At 40.7% G+C, this 18301-nt stretch carries 10 protein-coding genes; 8 read left to right on the top strand and 2 right to left on the bottom strand.

Annotated features, from left to right (window positions below):
* The first annotated feature begins 403 nt into the window (after positions 1-403).
* From Hs30E_RS07530 to Hs30E_RS07500, 7 genes are all read left to right on the top strand, one after another.
* On the top strand, positions 404-802 hold the full coding sequence (locus tag Hs30E_RS07530; protein ID WP_172209308.1) for an HpaII family restriction endonuclease: 399 nt from the start codon (positions 404-406) through the stop codon (positions 800-802).
* A gap of 193 nt (positions 803-995) precedes the next feature.
* Positions 996-4664 (top strand): pyruvate:ferredoxin (flavodoxin) oxidoreductase, encoded by a 3669-nt coding sequence (nifJ, locus tag Hs30E_RS07525; RefSeq protein WP_172209307.1) that lies wholly within the window; start codon positions 996-998, stop codon positions 4662-4664.
* Between the two features lie 372 nt (positions 4665-5036).
* Positions 5037-8459 (top strand): hypothetical protein, encoded by a 3423-nt coding sequence (locus tag Hs30E_RS07520; protein ID WP_172209306.1) that lies wholly within the window; start codon positions 5037-5039, stop codon positions 8457-8459.
* 104 nt (positions 8460-8563) lie between these two features.
* Positions 8564-9451 carry a diadenylate cyclase CdaA gene (gene cdaA, locus Hs30E_RS07515; RefSeq protein WP_172209305.1) on the top strand — a complete coding sequence of 296 codons (888 nt, stop codon included), beginning with the start codon at positions 8564-8566 and terminating at the stop codon, positions 9449-9451.
* Positions 9441-10400, top strand: a complete 960-nt coding sequence (locus Hs30E_RS07510; protein ID WP_172209304.1) for a CdaR family protein — start codon at positions 9441-9443, stop codon at positions 10398-10400. The genes cdaA and Hs30E_RS07510 overlap by 11 nt, the downstream gene beginning before the upstream one ends.
* A gap of 40 nt (positions 10401-10440) precedes the next feature.
* The gene (gene glmM, locus Hs30E_RS07505) at positions 10441-11796 is read left to right on the top strand and encodes a phosphoglucosamine mutase (protein WP_172209303.1); all 1356 of its coding nucleotides are present in this window, start codon (positions 10441-10443) and stop codon (positions 11794-11796) included.
* Between the two features lie 138 nt (positions 11797-11934).
* Complete coding sequence (locus Hs30E_RS07500; protein ID WP_172209302.1) at positions 11935-14547, top strand: GBS Bsp-like repeat-containing protein; 2613 nt, start codon at positions 11935-11937, stop codon at positions 14545-14547.
* 49 nt (positions 14548-14596) lie between these two features.
* On the opposite strand, the gene nox is transcribed toward Hs30E_RS07500, so the two are convergent.
* Together nox and treR are read right to left on the bottom strand one after the other, a co-directional pair.
* Positions 14597-15925: a H2O-forming NADH oxidase gene (gene nox / locus Hs30E_RS07495; protein WP_172209300.1), complete on the bottom strand. Its 1329-nt coding sequence runs from the start codon at positions 15923-15925 to the stop codon at positions 14597-14599.
* Between the two features lie 161 nt (positions 15926-16086).
* Positions 16087-16803 (bottom strand): trehalose operon repressor, encoded by a 717-nt coding sequence (gene treR, locus Hs30E_RS07490; RefSeq protein ID WP_172209298.1) that lies wholly within the window; start codon positions 16801-16803, stop codon positions 16087-16089.
* A 113-nt stretch (positions 16804-16916) separates the two neighbouring features.
* Between treR and Hs30E_RS07485 the strand changes: the two genes are divergently transcribed.
* Positions 16917-17789, top strand: a complete 873-nt coding sequence (locus tag Hs30E_RS07485) for a Cof-type HAD-IIB family hydrolase (protein WP_172209296.1) — start codon at positions 16917-16919, stop codon at positions 17787-17789.
* The last annotated feature ends 512 nt before the right edge of the window (positions 17790-18301 follow it).

The following is an 18301-nucleotide window of genomic DNA, read 5'->3' as shown; positions in this document are numbered from 1 at the left end:
AAGAAAAACAAGAAGAAAAGTGTGAAACAAAATCTTTTACAGTGCTTGTTAAATGAGCGTGTTTTGTGTGCTGTTATTGGAAATTTGTGATGTTGTTTGATAAATTAAATTTATGAAACGACCGTGAGGTACTTCAAAAATTAAAGATAAACTTGAGTTTTTGAGAAATGAAGGATATGAATTGATATTTAATCGCTTGATTGACAATACTTTTTATCATAATCTTGCCATGATCGACTGTATACTCATTTAGCCATAAAAGGACAACACTTTTGACTATTTTCCGTCACTTCGTCGTTGACAACTCTCGCCGTACGCCTGTACGCCTTTTCCTTGTCGCCTAGAATTGACGAAAAATAGTTCAAAAGTTTACGTTGTCTTTTTATGATTAGACGACTATAAAATGCCTGAATTACTGAGCTTACTTTTCTTGTGCTCTTACTTCGTCAAAGGTAAAAAAATTTCTGACGTTGTCGCCTATCTTTGTAAACATTATGATAAATATGCCAATCAAGAATTAGTCGAGTATAAAGTCAAAGATTTGCTAGTTGCAATTGCGCTAGGTATGGTACCAAAAACTAAATGGACTGGCATGGACGAGGCAAATGGTGGGTATGTCATTGTTAAAAAAGACGGCGATATTGTTTGCTATCACATTTATGACCGAAATCGCTTGAAAAATTATTTGTATGATAATACCAAGTTTGATTCTCCTTCATCTAGCCGAACTGGTGCGGGTGTTATTGCTGTTACAGGCGGAAGAGGCGTAATGAAATTAACGATACAGATTAGATTTTCTTGATTTTTTATGTGAAAACTTTATATTCAACAAAATGCTGTAAAAGTTATTTTACATAGAATATAACTATATCCGCAATAGCAAAAATTGAATCCTCAAACTCTGAAATATTGCCCTAAAAAGTGGTAAAATGAAAGTGTATAAGTTTGTCAAAAACGCTTTATAATCTATATTTTTCAAACAGAAAAGAGGTCTTATGCGTAAAACAATGGACGGCAACATGGCTGCGGCGCACGTGGCGTATGCTTTCACGGAGGTTGCATCTATCTATCCAATCACGCCGTCAAGCCCTATGGCTGAGTACACGGATGAGTGGCAGGCGGCTGGGCGAAAAAATATCTGGGGCGAGACGGTCTCAATTAGTGAAATGCAGTCGGAGGCTGGTGCTGCGGGTGCGATTCACGGTGCGCTCAAGGCTGGCGCGCTAGCCACGACCTACACGGCCTCTCAGGGTCTCCTTCTCATGTTGCCAAATATGTATAAAATCGCAGGTGAGTTATTGCCGAGCGTGATTCACGTTGCAGCTCGGGCAGTCTCGACCAATGCGCTCAACATTTTTGGCGACCAGTCGGACGTTATGAGTGCGCGGGCAACGGGCTATGCCATGCTTGCGTCGGCTTCTGTTCAAGAAGTCATGGATTTGTCAGCTGTGGCACATTTGGCAACGATAGACGCATCGGTTCCGTTCATGAGTTTTTTTGACGGTTTTAGAACCTCTCACGAACTCCAAAAAATTGAGGTGTTGGCATACGATGACCTCGGTCAGCTTATCAATCAAGACAAGCTCCAAGCATTTCGTGACAGAGCGATGAATCCTGATCATCCAACGGTTTCGGGGACAAATCAGAATGCTGACATCCATTTTCAACAACGTGAGACGACCAACAGCTACTACGAAAAAGTTCCCGCTATCGTCCAAAAATATATGGGCGATATTAATAAATTGCGTGGGACGAGTTATGATCTGGTCAATTACCATGGTGTGAGCGATGCAACGGAAGTGGTTGTGGCGATTGGTTCTGTCGGCGAAACGATTGAGCAGACGATTGATTATCTCAATGCGCAAGGGCGCAAGGTTGGCTTTTTAAATATTCATTTGTATCGCCCATTTCCAACGGAGAATTTCCTTGAAAAATTGCCGAAAACGGCGAAAAAAATTGCAGTTCTTGATCGCACCAAAGAGCCAGGTTCAGACGGAGAACCGCTTTATTTGGATGTCAAATCGGTCTTGTTTGACCAAGCAGCTGAGCTCTGTGTCATCGGTGGACGTTATGGTATTGGTTCAAAAGACACGACACCTAATCAAATCGTGGCGATTTTTGATGAGTTGATCAAGGAAAATCCGAAAAAACAATTCACAATTGGCATTGAAGATGATGTGACCAATCTCTCGCTAGATTCGGGTGAACCGCTTGATTTGACACCAGATTCGACTTTTCAAGCTAAATTCTGGGGTTTTGGGTCAGACGGTACGGTTGGCGCTAATAAATCTGCCATTAAAATTATCGGTAATCGCACGGATAAGTATGTTCAAGGCGCTTTTGCCTATGATTCTAAAAAATCGGGGGGACTTACGGTCAGTCATTTGCGCTTTGGCGACACACCGATTCAGTCGACTTACATGATTCAGCATGCCGATTTCGTCAGCCTTTCGACAGCAAGTTACGTCCACCAGTACGATGTCCTCAAAGGTCTTAAAAAAGGCGGTACTTTTTTGCTCAATACGGTTTGGACGGATGAACAGCTCAGTCATCATTTGCCAAGTCGAGTGAAACGTTATATCGCTGAAAATGAGATTGCCTTTTACACGATGAATGCCGTTGAAATCGCAGGGAAAGCAGGGCTTGGGAGACGTATCAACACTGCCATGCAGGTTGGCTTTTTCAAGTTGTCAAATATTATGCCATTTGATGATGTATTCAACATTCTCAAACAAGATGCGCACGATTCCTACGCTCGCAAGTCAATGAAAATTGTTGAGCAAAACTGGCAAGCCATGGATTTGGCAGTTGACGGTTTACATCAAGTTCAAGTTCCAGCCAATTGGGCACACGCCGAAGAACCAAAGGCTATCAAAGTTGACGGCAAGGGCGAAAAAGTCAATAAATACGTTTTCCAAATTGTCAATACGGTTAATTCCCAAGAGGGGGACAAATTGTCAGTTGGCGATTTGATTGCCAATAATATGACGGACGGTCGTATGCCACTTGGGACGACTGCCTATGAAAAGCGTGGTGTAGCGCTTGAAGTACCAGTTTGGGATGTTGACAAATGTACCATGTGTAATGAATGTAGTTTTGTTTGTCCGCATGCAGCGATTCGACCATTTTTACTAGATGAAGATGAGGTTAATGAGGCACCAGAGGGCTATCTTGTCAAGGATTATCGTGGTGCTGACGGTCTCATGTATCGGATTCAGGTGTCGGTTGAAGATTGTACAGGTTGCGGTCTTTGTGTTGAGGCTTGTCCAGCAAAAGGCAAGGCTTTAGAGATGAAACCTTATGAAGAAGTCCGTGCGCAAGCTGCTAACTGGGCATTTTCGATGACTTTGAAAGCAAAAGCTAATCCCGCTAAAGTAAATACTGTTATCGGTACGCAGTTTAATACGCCCTTGCTTGAATTTTCGGGCGCTTGTGCGGGGTGTGGCGAGACACCTTACGTCAAGTTGCTTACGCAGATGTTTGGCGACCGCATGATGATTGCCAACGCCACAGGTTGCTCGTCAATCTGGGGTGGGGCTGCGCCTGTCAGTCCTTATACGACAAATGTTGCAGGACACGGCCCAGCATGGTCAAATTCTTTACTCGAAGATAACGCTGAATTTGGCTATGGTATGTGGCTTGCCAGTCAAGCTCGTCGTGATAAACTTGCCAAAGATTTATCAGCGCTGTTAGATAAAGCGCCGACTGATGTGGCAGCGCTCATGCAAGATTGGCTCAATCATAAAGATGAATCGGATGGCACACGTCAACGGGCGGAGAAACTTAAAAGTGCAATCGCTGAACTTGGTAGCGAGTTTGATACGATTCGCGCCCGCCAAGATCAATTTGTCAAACCAACGCAGTGGATAATTGGTGGCGACGGTTGGGCGTATGATATTGGTTTTGGTGGACTTGATCACGTTATCGCTAGTGGTGCGGATGTGAATCTTTTGGTCATGGATAATGAAGTGTATGCCAATACCGGCGGTCAAGTGTCGAAAGGCACGCCGCGCTCAGCAATTGAGAAATTCTCAGCAGCAGGAAAAGCTGCAGCCAAGAAAGATTTAGGGTTTATGGCAATGACTTATGGCAATGTTTATGTGGCACAAATTGCCAGTGGTGCTAACAAAATGCAGACGATTAAGGCATTTGAGGAGGCAGAACGTCATAATGGTCCGTCAATTATCATCGCCTATACGCCTTGTATCTCGCATGGTTTGCGTGGTGGCATGTCAAGAACTTTGCAAGAGGCAAAAGAGGCAGTTGCGTCAGGTTATTGGCAACTTTATCGCTACAATCCTGAGTTGGAAGATAGAGGCAAAAATCCAATGCAGCTAGATTTTAAAAAACCAGAGTTTGACAAAATGACTGACTTTATGACTCAGCAGGTCAGATTTGCCAGTCTTAAACGCCTTAAACCAGAGACAGCGCAAGCTTTGTTTGACAAGACAACGGCAGATGCACGACGGAAATTTGTCCGCTATGCGCGGATGTCGGGCGACTTGGAGAAATTTCTAGCCAAAGAGGCAAAAGTCAAGGGCGAAACAGCTGTCGTGACCGAAAAAGCGGTCAAGGTTGAACGCTCAAAACGTGAAAAAAATCCTGAGGCTGAGGCAAGACGTGCTGCGAGACGCGCAGAACGTGCGACTAAACGTGAGAAATGAGAAGAAATAGAAAACGCAGAAATGCGTTTTTTTATATCTCTAAAAAATATTTTTGTTGTTATAGATGAGAAAATCATAAAAATCATCGGATACTGTTATAACAATGTTTTTTAAAAATTTAAAAGCTGAAAATAATATATAACATTAATAAAGACTTATAAAATCTTTATTTAATTATAATTATTTATGTTTTTTATATTTCAAAATATCTATGTGGTAAGAGTTGAAGTTGTCTTTAGTTAATCTAAACCGCCAAACTTGATAGCAGATAAAAAAACGTAAAAATTCGTTTTTATTTTACATTATTATTTTTATTTTATCGCTTTATATGTTATAATAATGGCAATGAAGGTTAAATAACGGGTGGAAAATTTGAATAATAAGAAAAAATTGAAATATATGGCACTTACGGGTGCGATTATATTGCCGTATGTTTTAAATGCAGAAGGTTTTATCCAGGTGGTTTCAGCTGATGTGCAGGAAAATATTGTCACAGAAGAAGGGACAAAAATAAAGAAATACAAAACAGTTGATTTGGCTGATGTGCCGACAGATGTTTTAGAGAATCCGGAGCTTTATCGTTTTTTGGAAGTTTTGTTGCAGTCAAGTAAGACAGTTGAGACTTTGGATAAGTTAGAGGCGCAAGGTAAATTAAATTATCAAGAATTTATCAAGGCTGAAGAATTTATTTGGAGTGATAAACTTAAAGGCAAGGCAAGTGCTTCGCATCATGAAAATTTGCCGTCTGAACTTGTTGCAACTCACAGTGAGTTAGGCTTGAATACCCTAAATACTTTAAAAACGTCTTATGAATCGCAAGAACTTGAGGCGCTAATTGCTTTGGAAAATCATAGTTTAAAGGGGGAGATGTCACATTTACCTGACTATGTGAAAGCAAATGAGAATCCTATCTTAAATCATAATTTACAGACAAAGTTAGGTTTGCGACAATTTACGACTGATAAGGCGTTTGCGCAATCGCAGCCGAATTTTGCTGTGGAAGAGCCAACGATTTTGCCAGATAATACGGCGACACCTATACCTGGTAAGGCTGATGCGGACAGGGTTGCAAATGGTGAGCTTTTGCAGTTGCCTGATGTGACTGTCAAGAAAGCAAATGTATCGCAAAAAGAATATGATGTTGATAAGGCTGATGAAGTGGCAGGGAGGGTTACGTTAGGCGAAGTTGTAAAACGTGAGACGACTAAGCAAGAAACGGCTGATTTAGCTGATGCTAAATTGCATGATGTTTATCAGCTTGAACGTTATGAATCATTTGGGGCTAAGACGTTGATTAAGCCCAATGGTTTGCTTGGTATTGATTTTATCGAACTCTTAGAGAGATATATTGATGAGTGGGATGATGAAAATATATCAAATATCAAAGACGAAAGTGTGAATTATGTCAAAAAAGGCAGTGACGATGACCAAAGTCTCGCACGTTATTGGGAAACTCCTCAAGATGAACGCGTTAATGTGACGGCTGAAACACTGCAAGCTGACCTTGATGCTGGACTTATTATTAGAGATCCTGAAGGCAATTTAGTAACTAAAGCTAGTGATTTAACACCTTATTCAACGGATAAAATTATCAAACCGTGGATTTTTGATTCTGAAAATATTTTTAGTGATTTTCCTGATGATTATGAGACAGAAAATTCTGAAAATGATTTGAAAGTTGGTCTTCATTTTAAAGACACTCTGGCTTCATTACCCAAGGAAGTTCGAGATTTGGGCGAAGATGTTGGTTATACTAAGCAAGTAGTCTATATCAAAGGACTTTATGATGAGTATGGTAAGATAATTGATGGCAAATTAAATGGCGTAAAAGATGTTGATTGGGAATATACGCATATCTTAGAAGCAAATGGTTCTCCGAAATTGGTAACATTAGCAAACTTATACTTGCCGGGTGATAGTTTATCGTTATTGGAACAAGGTATACCAGTTGTGGAAAGACAAGTATATGATTATTACGAAAAAAAAGATGGACAATATGTGCTTGAGCCATTACGATATTTGGTAGTCTCTAAGCCAAAAGAGATTGTTGGTAGTCGTCATGAGTTAAGTACAGCGCAAGATTCGTATAACAATGGTATTGGTACGATTGCTAAAAATGGTATCTCTAGTTGGTCAGTACTCAATGAGCAAAATAAAACATCGTTTGATCAAAAAGTCCAAAATGGTATTCAATATGGTGCTGGTGCACAAGGTACGACATCTGGGATTGACAGTTGGGCGCGTTCAATGAACTTTAGACCCGTACTAGATACCGCAATTGATAAGCAATTAGAAGTTGATAATGTTGGCTCAATCGGTATTACAGGCCCAGGACTTTATCGTACAACGGCGCGAGAATACGGTTTAAATAATTTGAATACTCCAGAGGGTGAGATTATTGGTAGCTACATCTTCATGGAACTAAATCCTTTGTTAGATGCTAATAAACAACCAATTGTGGATAAAAGTGGCAACCCTGTTTATAAATGGACTAAGTATTACTATACTGATATGACAGAGTATTATGCCTTGAATAAAATCTCTGCTTATGATTATGGTTATTCGGTTGAGCCGTTGTATTCATATGTACCGTCAGAAGTGAGTTATCAAACACGTCAGGATTATCCGCTTTATCAAGAACTTGCCCCTATTTATAGCTATTTTGATAATCAATATTCATATGAGTTGATTTCACATGCGTATGTGCCAACGATGACGATTGAGAACTACTCTTATCGTGAGGACGAGTTATCATGGGAGTCTTATCAATTAACAGTTAATCAACCTTATTATCGTGAAAAACTCTTTACGCCATGGTATGCTTACGATTTACCCGAGGTCAAGGAATACAGTTGGCAAATTCCATTTGAAGAGCCGATTCCTAGCGACTCCGAAACCAGTGATTCCGAAACTAGCGAGTCCGAGGCTAGTGATTCCGAAGTTAGCGACTCCGAAACCAGTGAATCAGAAACTAGTGAATCAGAAGCCAGTGAATCCGAAGCTAGTGAATCCGAAGTTAGCGACTCCGAAACCAGTGAATCCGAAGCTAGTGAATCAGAAACCAGTGAATCCGAAGCTAGTGAATCAGAAGCTAGTGAGTCCGAAGTTAGCGACTCCGAAACCAGTGAATCCGAAGCTAGTGAATCCGAAGTTAGCGACTCCGAAACCAGTGAATCCGAAGCTAGTGAATCCGAAGTTAGCGACTCCGAAACCAGTGAATCAGAAACCAGTGAATCCGAAGCTAGTGAATCAGAAGCTAGCGACTCCGAAACCAGTGAATCCGAAGCTAGTGAGTCCGAAGCTAGTGAGTCCGAAGTTAGCGACTCCGAAACTAGTGAATCCGAAGTTAGCGATTCCGAGGCTAGTGAGTCCGAAGTCAGTGAATCCGAGGTCAGTGAGTCCGAAGTCAGTGAATCCGAGGCCAGTGAGTCCGAAGTTAGCGACTCCGAAACCAGTGAATCCGAGGTCAGTGAATCCGAAGCTAGTGAATCAGAAACCAGTGAATCCGAAGCTAGTGAATCCGAAGTCAGTGAATCCGAGGCTAGTGAGTCCGAAGTCAGTGAATCTGAATTTATTAGTTACTCCGATTTCATTAGTGAGTCAGACTACATCAGTGATTCCACTAGAATAGAAGAAGAACCGATTATTCCTGATACTGATGAGGAAGTAATTAAGAATGAACAGATTGCCAAATTGAATGACTCTGATAGTCTAGCCGTTTCAAGAATTGGTTTTCTCAGTGTTCTAGCTTCAGTAGCGACCTATTTTAAAAAGAAAAAAAGCAAGAAATATTAAAGTAATATTAGAAGTTCATCCAAATTTAAAGGATGAGCTTTTTAATGTTAAATATTAAACCAATCATCTCTGTTAAAATCAATCAAAAATGGTAAAATAAAACTATGAACGATTTCAATCAAATTTTTAATTTGCAATATTGGCAGGAAATCATTCAGCTGAATTTGACACCTTGGCGTTTATTTATCGCCTTTGTTGACATCGGTCTGATTACTTTCTTGATATATAAGGCTTTGCGCAGTGTGCAAGGGACAAAACTGATGACATTGGTGCGGGGCGTGCTGCTTTTTATCGTGCTTAAAATTGTCAGTGGTTGGCTAGGTTTGGGGACTTTTGAATGGTTGCTTAACCAAGTCATTACCTACGGTGTTATCGCCGCTGTTATCGTGTTTCAGCCAGAAATTCGGCGGGGACTTGAGAGCCTTGGGCGCACGACTAACATTTTCATTTTTAACTCAACTGACGACAATCAAAAAAAATCTAGTCATATCAAGGCTTACGAGAAAGCAGTTGATTATATGAGTGGTCGCAAAATCGGTGCGCTGATTGTCCTTGAGCAGTCACAAAACTTGGATGAGTATATCTCGACAGGTATTAAGCTCCATGCGGCGATTTCGGCGGAGCTTCTGATTAACATTTTCATTCCCAACACACCGCTCCATGACGGCGCTGTTATCATTCAAGGCGACAAAATCGCTGTTGCATCGGCTTACCTTCCGTTGACTGAAAATGGTCGGATTCCCAAGGAATTTGGTACACGGCATCGCGCCGCGATTGGTCTATCGGAGGTCTCGGATGCCATTACCTTGATTGTTTCTGAGGAAACTGGTGCGATTTCAATCACGGAAAATGGCGAGTTCCACCCAGATTTATCTAAAAGTGAATTTCATGATTTTCTCATCAAAAATTTAGAAGAATCAGTCAAGCCTAAACATCGTAGTAAAATTCTCAGCAAGTTGGCAGAAAAGAGAGGGAAAGTAAATGAAAAATAAAGATTTCTTTTCATCCAAATTCATCTATTTTTTGGTCAGTCTTTTCTTTGCGATTGTCCTCTTTTTCAATGCTAATGCTGTACAGCTCAAAAATTCAAATGTACACACAGACATCGTTGAGACACATTCGACAACACTTTATGATGTGCCTATCGAACTCAAATATGATAGCAGTCAATATTTTGTTTCAGGCTATGATAACACTGCCAATGTTTATCTGACCTCTTACAATCTTGTCCGTTTAAATGCAGAAGAGGTTGTAGATACACGGAGTTTTCAGTTGTTGGCAGATTTGACCAAAGTTAAGGAAGGGACGGTTGAAGTACCCGTCAAGGTTGTTGAGCTTGCGGCTGGTGTCAACGCTCAGGTTGATCCAAGCAGTATTTCCGTGACGGTTGAGAAAAAGGCTGTTAAGGAATTTGAAATTACACCTGTTGTGTCTGATAAACTTCTACCTGAGGGTTACAGCTTGAAAAATGTTAGCATTGATAAAAAAACGGTTAAGGTCACGTCAGGTGCTTCTATCATCACGCAGATTGCCAAGGTTCAGGCGGTCTTGCCAAGTGATGTGATTCTTGACAATGACTACTCTGGCAAGGTTTATCTACAAGCAGTTGACAAGGACGGCAAGAGTTTGGCGGTTCGTTTATCGCCTGCCTATGTTACGATGAAAGTCGATGTTGCCTTGCCCAATAAAGACGTGCCAATCGTTGGTAAAATAACAGGAAAAAAAGCTGACACAGTTAAAGATTTTACCTTTAAACTATCGAAAACGACAGCAAATATTTCAGGCGAGCAGCAGTATATTGACCAATTTTCAAATATTACAGCAAATATTGATGTGACCAACATTACCAAAGAAACAACACTGAAAGTCGCGCTCTCAGCGGATAATGTGACAGTATCTCCGACTGTTGTTGATGTTGTCGTGACACCAATCAAAAAATAGGTTATAATAGATTAAATAAATAAGAAATGAGACTTTAAAAATGGGTAAATATTTTGGTACTGACGGTGTGCGTGGCGAGGCAAATGTTGAGCTGACACCAGAAATGGCTTTCAAACTTGGTCGTTTTGGTGGTTACGTGTTATCTCAGCATGAGACGGGGACACCAAAAGTTTATGTGGCGCGTGATACGCGAATTTCGGGGCAAATGCTTGGGGCATCGTTGATTTCGGGTCTCCTCAGCGTTGGTATTGAGGTTTATGACCTTGGTGTCATCGCAACGCCAGGTGTGGCTTATTTGGTCAAAAAAGACGGCGCATCTGCGGGCGTTATGATTTCTGCCAGCCACAATCCTGCCCAAGATAATGGTATCAAGTTTTTCGGTGGCGACGGTTTCAAGCTCGAAGATAGTCAAGAACTTGAAATCGAGGCGCTTTTGGATGCACCAGAAGATACATTACCACGTCCCTCTGCCAAAGGTTTGGGGATTCTGCACGATTATTCTTCGGCGGTTCGCAAATATGACGAGTTTCTTGAAAGCACGGCGAATGGTAGTTTTGACGGCTTTAAAATCACGCTTGATACGGCAAATGGTGCAACATTTACCAGCGCTCGTGCTGTTTTCAGCGATTTGTCGGCTGATATTCACGTTATTGGCGAAGAACCTAATGGGCTTAACATCAATCTCAATGTTGGCTCGACCCACCCCGATAACCTCGCAAAAGCTGTCCTTGACAATCGTTCTGACCTTGGTCTTGCCTTTGACGGTGACGGCGACCGCCTGATTGCGGTTGATGAGACAGGGACGATTGTTGATGGGGACAGAATCATGTTTATCGTTGGTAAACATTTGCATGAAAAGGGGTTGCTTGCCAAAGATACGGTTGTGACAACTGTTATGTCAAACCTCGGTTTTCATAAAGCATTAGAAAAAGCGGGCATTAACAGTGTGATTACGGCAGTTGGCGACCGTTATGTTGTCGAAGAAATGAAGAAAAGTGGTTATAATTTTGGTGGCGAGCAGTCTGGTCATATCATTTTCCTTGATAATAATACGACAGGTGACGGACAAGCCTCAGCGATTTTGCTTGTCAAAGTCATGCGTGAAACAGGTAAAAAATTGTCAGAATTAGCAGCGCAAGTGACGATTTATCCACAAAAATTGGTCAATGTTCGTGTCGAAAATAGCATGAAACACAAAGCCATGGAAGTGCCAGCAATCGCAGCAGTCATTGCCAAAATGGAGGAGAAAATGGCAGGCAACGGGCGCATTTTGGTACGCCCAAGTGGTACTGAACCACTCTTGCGTGTCATGGCAGAAGCACCGACTAATGCCGAAGTTGATGATTATGTTGATACGATTGTCGCTGTTGTGCGTGATGAGATTGGAATTGATTGAGTATGATAAACCCCCTTTTCTGAAATAATCAGTGAGGGGGGTTATAATGAGTAATTGTCTTTAACGTCTTGACAAATCAAATTGTATTATTTAAAATAGTACATATAGCGAAAATACAATAAAAAATAGGGAAAATTTATGAAAAATAAACTACAACGAGGTGTTACTTTATGTAGTACTGTGCTTTTATTTGGCACAACAATTACGGTGCCAGTCATTGCTGAGACGACTGTTGAGTTTTCAAGCACTTCAAATTCGACAAGTGCGGTAAGTTCTTCATTGCCACCAATATCGCAAGTATCGGAGACGGTGCAAGAAACGACTGATGAAAGCGTGCCAGAAGAGCCGTCGGTAGAAGAAGTTGAGACAAGTGAGACGGCAGACGTAAAGGAATCTGAAACTAGCACGACAGATAGACGAAACGCGGTTGCAGCGACACTTACAGCTGAAATTAAAAATATTAATCCTGAAGCGGGTAGTTATGATGTTATTATTAAAGCGACCTCGCCGAGTGGTATTAAGGAAGTAAAAGTGCCAGTTTGGCAAGCAGCCAATCAAAGTGATATTAAATGGTATGTAGCGCAAAAGCAAGCAGACGGTACTTATAAGGTACATGTAGAAAATAAATATCATGCCTATCATACAGGAGAGTATCAGACTCACGTCTATGCTTATGCCACAGACAATTCCTATAAAGCGCTTTCTTTGCCAAAAACAACTGTGACGTTTGCTGCCTCTGAGATTACAGGTAGCATTAGTAATCAAACCGCTCAAACATTTGATGTGACACTAACCGTTCGTGGGAATGCGAGTGGTGTCAAAAAAGTTGAGGTACCCATTTGGAGTAAGCCAGACCAAAGTGACATCAAGTGGTATCAAGCAACGAAAAAGTCTGACACAGTCTACACAGTCCGTATGGAGACAAAAAATCATAACTATAATAAAGGCGATTATACGGTTCATGCTTATTTGACTAATCATGACGGGACTAAAGCTTCGATTTCGCTTGGTAAAGTTTCGATGACACCCGCACAGTCAACAGATAGTTTTGATATTGTGACTCAAGGTTTTTCAAATTCTGCAGGAACTTATCAAGTTGTGATTAAGAATTTGGCTATTACTGGTGGTATTAAAAAAGTTCAAGTGCCAGTTTGGCAAGCAAATAATCAAAATGATATAAAATGGTATGATGCGGTTAAACAGGCAGACGGCAGTTATATCGCTAACATTGATCTCAAAAACCATAAAGGTCATGTTGGTCAGTATGCTAATCATGTTTACGTGACCAAAAATAATGGCGAGAAAATTGCCAAAAGTGCGCCAGCACCGAAATTCACAGCGACTGGTACTTTGACAGTTGATGATAGCAATCAAAACAAAGTGAAATTAACGCTTAAATTAGATGCGCCAGCAAGTAGTATTAAAGCTGTTTATTTCCCAACATGGAGTGAAGTTGGTGGGCAAGATGATATAGAGTGGCTTAAGGGAAGTAAATCAGGATCGACTTGGACGGCTACGGTTGATATTGCTAAGCATAAATCACTTGGAAAATATACCACGCATGTTTATATGGAAATGCCTGATGGTAGCAAGACTGTTATCGCAAATAATGGTAAATTTGAGATAAAAAAAGGGACGCTTAGCGCTGAAATAAAAAACATTAACTCTGAAGTTGGCAGTTATGATGTCATTATCAAGGCAAGTTCACCAATTGGTATCAAGGAAATAAAAGTACCGGTTTGGCAAGCAGCCAATCAAAGTGATATTAAATGGTATGTGGCGCAAAAGCAAGCAGATGGTACTTATAAGGTGCATGTTGACTGTCAAAATCATGGCAATCATGCAGGTGTTTACGCGACGCATGTTTATGCTTATGCGCAAGATAATTCATTTCAAGCGATTAGCTTGCCTACTACGACTTTGGCGGTTACTACTTCTAAAATATCGGGCAGTATTAGTAATCAAACCGCTCAAACGTTTGATGTGACGCTAACAGTTCGGGCTAATGCGAGTGGTGTTAAAAAAGTTGAGGTGCCAATTTGGAGTAAGGCAGACCAAAGCGACATCAAGTGGTATCAAGCGACAAAACAGTCTGGAACGACTTATACTGTTCGCATGGATGCTAAAAATCATAATTATAACTCAGGAAATTATACAGTTCATGCATACTTAACTAATAATGACGGGACTAAGGTTTCAACTTCGCTTGGTAAGGTTGCCATGACTAATGTACCTTCAAAACCTTTGCCTAATCCAGTTGTTTATAGTCAATTAGATGTCAGCGGTAGTATTGGTTTTGGGACTTTTGCAAGTACTGGTTGTGTGCCAACTTCGACAGCTATGGTGCTACGCTCAATGGGAATCAATGTGACACCATATAGCGTTGGTCTTTATATGCACTCAATCGGTCAGTACAATACCATGGTTGCGGGGGCTTCAGGTCTTGCCGTTACGAGTGCTGTTGCGCATTATGGTGGCAAGACAACGCTTCTTAATAGTTATGATGCAGTGAAAAACTTTTTAGATGCAGGTTACTCAGTTATTGCGATGGTAGCTTATCCGTACACTTTCTATGGTAGCACGCATGCGGTTGTTTTGCATGGTATGTCAGGGGGTAATGTTTATGTGACAGATCCTTACGGTGGTAGAGTGACTGGTTGGCATAGTCTGCGTGATGTTTGGAACAACCGATCTAGTGATGGCTATGACCTTAATGCAGGTTCAGCTTTTATTGGTGTTAATTATAAATAAATCATAACCCCTCGTCAAATTTGGCGAGGGGTTATGATTTATTAGTCTCTTACTTAGCGCCAAGAGCAGCCATAGTTATATAGTTATAAGGTTGATTAAAATGTGGTAAGAAGAAAATATCAAGCAGTTTCAATTCGTCAATCGTCACATGTTCTTGAATCGCAAGGCTGAACATATGAATGGTTGCTGAAATGTCTTCAGTTGAGGCAAGTTGTGCGCCAATAACACGGCGAGATGATTTTTCATAGACAATGCGAATTTTGACCAGAGCATTTTCCTTGATAAAGCCTGGTTTTTGCAAGTCTTCAAAGTCGGTATAGTCTACATCAATACCCGCTTTTTCAGCTGCAGTGACTGATAGACCAGTTGAGACCATGTTATAGCCGAAGATTGAAATGCCATTGCTACCTTGTACGCCAATCGCATCAAGCACTGTACCGCCAATATTATGACCAGCGACAATCCCACTGCGGACAGCATTTGTTGCAAGGGCGATATAAGTTGTATCGTCAAGCGCATTTGAGTAAATCGTTGCACAATCGCCTACGGCATAAACGCTATCGTCGCTCGTTTTTTGGTGCTTATCAACAAGGTAGGCGCCATTTTTAAAAGTATCAAGATGCTCAGCACCGAGGTCAGAATTTGCCGTGAAACCAATGGCGTTGATGACCAGATCAACATCGTAAGTTGCTTTGTCAGTGACAAGTTGCGTAACATGACCGTCGCCTTTATACTCGGTCGCAAGTTCGCCAAAATGTAGGGAAATGCCGTGCTGTTCAAGGTTTTCGTCCATTTTTGTCGCAAACTCTGGGTCGTAGTAGCTGGCAAGTGAAGTCGGCATGGCATCAAATAAAAGGACATGTTTGCCACGGCGTTTGGCAGCCTCAGCGATTTCGACACCGATATAGCCAGCGCCTATGACGGCAACGGTTTTAACGTCATCACGTGACAGGTCAAGGTCAACAGCAAGGCCTTCTTGGAACAGTTTGAGGAAATGAATGCCGTCAAGATCTTTGCCAGGAATATTTGGCACGATTGGCTTGCTACCAGTCGCAAGAACGAGTTTGTCGTAAGTTTCTGCCGATTTTTCGCCAGCTTTGTTTGTAAAATGAACGACTTGATTGATGAAATCAATGTCGCTGACGACTGATTCCATATAGATTTTCGCGCCTTTTTTACGGAAATTGTCTGCGGTTGTATAGAAAAGATTCTCGTAGCCGTCAATTTGACGACCAACCCAAAGCGCCGTGCCACATCCAAGGTAGCTGAGATTACTGTTGCGGTCAATCATCACGACTTCGGTGTCGGGATAGGTGTCAAGGAGAGTGTTTGCGCAAGCAATGCCTGCGTGATTTGCGCCAATAATGACAGTTTTCATATAAATTTTTCCTTTTCTGTTTGATATGAGTAGTGCCCAAAAAATTAGACTTGCCCATGATTTCAGTCTAGTCTTTTTTGTTATTGATTGCAAATAATCTGTTTAGAAATTAAAAAGTATCTGAGTTTTACTCAAATACTCCGCGGTTTGCTCAGTTTTGTTTAGCGTTTTTGCCGTCTAGCAAATTCAGTAAAGCGGAATTTATCAACTTGATGTCGGCTTTCGGTATACTGAAAAATGCTAGCATCATTAAGGTAAACATGGCTTTTGACACTGACAACATGGCGGTCATTGCTATCCAAATCTAGCAAATTTTCATCGTTTTGATTGATAAAGTCAATCGTGATTTCTTTTTGGGCAAAGGAAATCGTAATGCCAAGCTCATTTTCCAAATACTGATAAATGGAATCTGCCGCAATTTCAGCTGTTAGCAAGGGGGCAAGGTCAAATTTGATGAAATCAGTATCCGAAACCAAGAATTTTCCGTCAATTTGGCGTCGTCTGTTAATTCGCCAAGCATAAGTATTTTCTTCAAATCGTGTCAATTCAGCTAAATTTTTGTCAATCAAAACCTTGTCAAAGCTGACGACATCAGTCAAACTATCAAAATTAAGTGCCGAAACAAGTTCTTTATAACTGGTCAAGCCTGAAATCGGAAAGTCTAATTTATCAGGCTTAATCACAATTGAGCCACGTCCACGCTGTTTTTGAATCATGCCACGATTTTCAAGCTCAACAAGCGCCCGCCTGACAGTTGCGCGCGAGGTTTGAAATAAGTCTGACAGCTCATTTTCACTTGGTAAAATGTCGCCGGTCTTAAAAATACCGTCAGAAACTTTATTTTCTAAATAGTCTAAAATCATCTCATATTTTTTCATACCTATATTTTAACATTTATTTGGCAGAAAATATGCTAAAATAGATAGTGAAAAGCATAACAAAAAAACGATTTGTATAAAATTAACTCAAAGTTCAAATAAAAGGAGAGAATATGATAAAATTGATAGCGTCGGATATGGATGGCACTTTGCTCAATGAAAATATGGAAATTTCGGCAGAAAATATTGCTGCTATTAAAAAAGTACAGGCTGCGGGTATTGAATTTGTCGTTGCAACTGGTCGCTCAATCGAAGAAGCGAGACCGATTTTGACTCATGCAGGCATCACCTGTCCTTTTATCACGTCAAATGGTGCGCAAATTTTCAATGAAAGCGCGCAAAATCTCTTTACAGTTGGCATTGAGCGCGCAAAACTGGCTTTGGCGATTCCTATTTTCCGCAAATATGGCATTTATTTTGAGATTTTCACGGATCATGGTGGGTTCACTGAAAGTCTTGATAAACGTGTGGCTAGTGTTGCGCATTGGCTCAAAAGTACGTCGCCGAATTTGACTGAAACTGACGCTTTCAACATTGCCAAAGGGCATATGAATACCCTACCAATCACTGCTGTTAGCCATTTTACAGAGGTGGTTGAAAATCCTGAGCTAACTGTTTTGAAAATTTTTGCTATGGGGCAGATTGGCGAGTCGTCGCTTGAACTTGCCAAGGCGGCTTTGTCAGAGATTTCAGGTATCACTGTTACCTCATCAGGTAGCAATAATATCGAAGTCAATCACATTGAGGCGCAAAAAGGACAATCTTTGGCGAAAATTGCTAAAAAATTCGAGATTTCTTTGGCAAATGTCGTTGCTTTGGGAGATAATTTTAATGATGTTAGCATGCTTAAAGCAGCTGGTATTGGCATTGCCATGGGAAATGCTGAAAATGACGTGAAGGCTTCAGCAAATTTTGTGACTTTGGCTAATACAGAGCACGGTGTAGCGCATGCAATTGATAAGATTTTGACAAAAGAATGGCAATGAGATTAAGAACGTGATGACAATTTAAGGTGCAAAAAAAGAGCTATGTGCTGACGTACATAGCTCTTTGTGTTTGAATGGTATCTCAAATATGATTTAACTATACCACAAAAAGTTATCTTGTGAAAAATTTCTCAATTTTAAGAAAGTAAAGAATTTATCAGCAATTAAAAAAGTAAAAAATTTAATGATAATTTATCAGTGAAAAGTGGTATAATTTAATAATAAATAACATTTCAGAATATTGATAAAAATCAGCTGTATTATCAATATTCCGAAATTGATGATGAAAATGTGCGTGATTTGATTTCTGATGCGGATTATCGGTTTAATTTTGGGTTTTATGGAAAAAATAAAGAGTTTGATTTTAAAATCGGAGGTAAAAAGGTAAAATAGACTTCTCCCGAAATTAAATTTCGAAATTGATAATACCACAAATTAAGGACGCCCGAAGTAAGTGCCTCTTTCTTCGATTACGATATTTCTGAGCCATACACTTAAAGGTTTTGATTTTA

It is taken from the genome of Pseudolactococcus hodotermopsidis, assembly GCF_011170085.1.
Classification (GTDB): domain Bacteria; phylum Bacillota; class Bacilli; order Lactobacillales; family Streptococcaceae; genus Pseudolactococcus; species Pseudolactococcus hodotermopsidis.
Note: the sequence above shows the minus strand (reverse complement) of the source record. Positions and strands in the feature narration are given on the sequence as shown.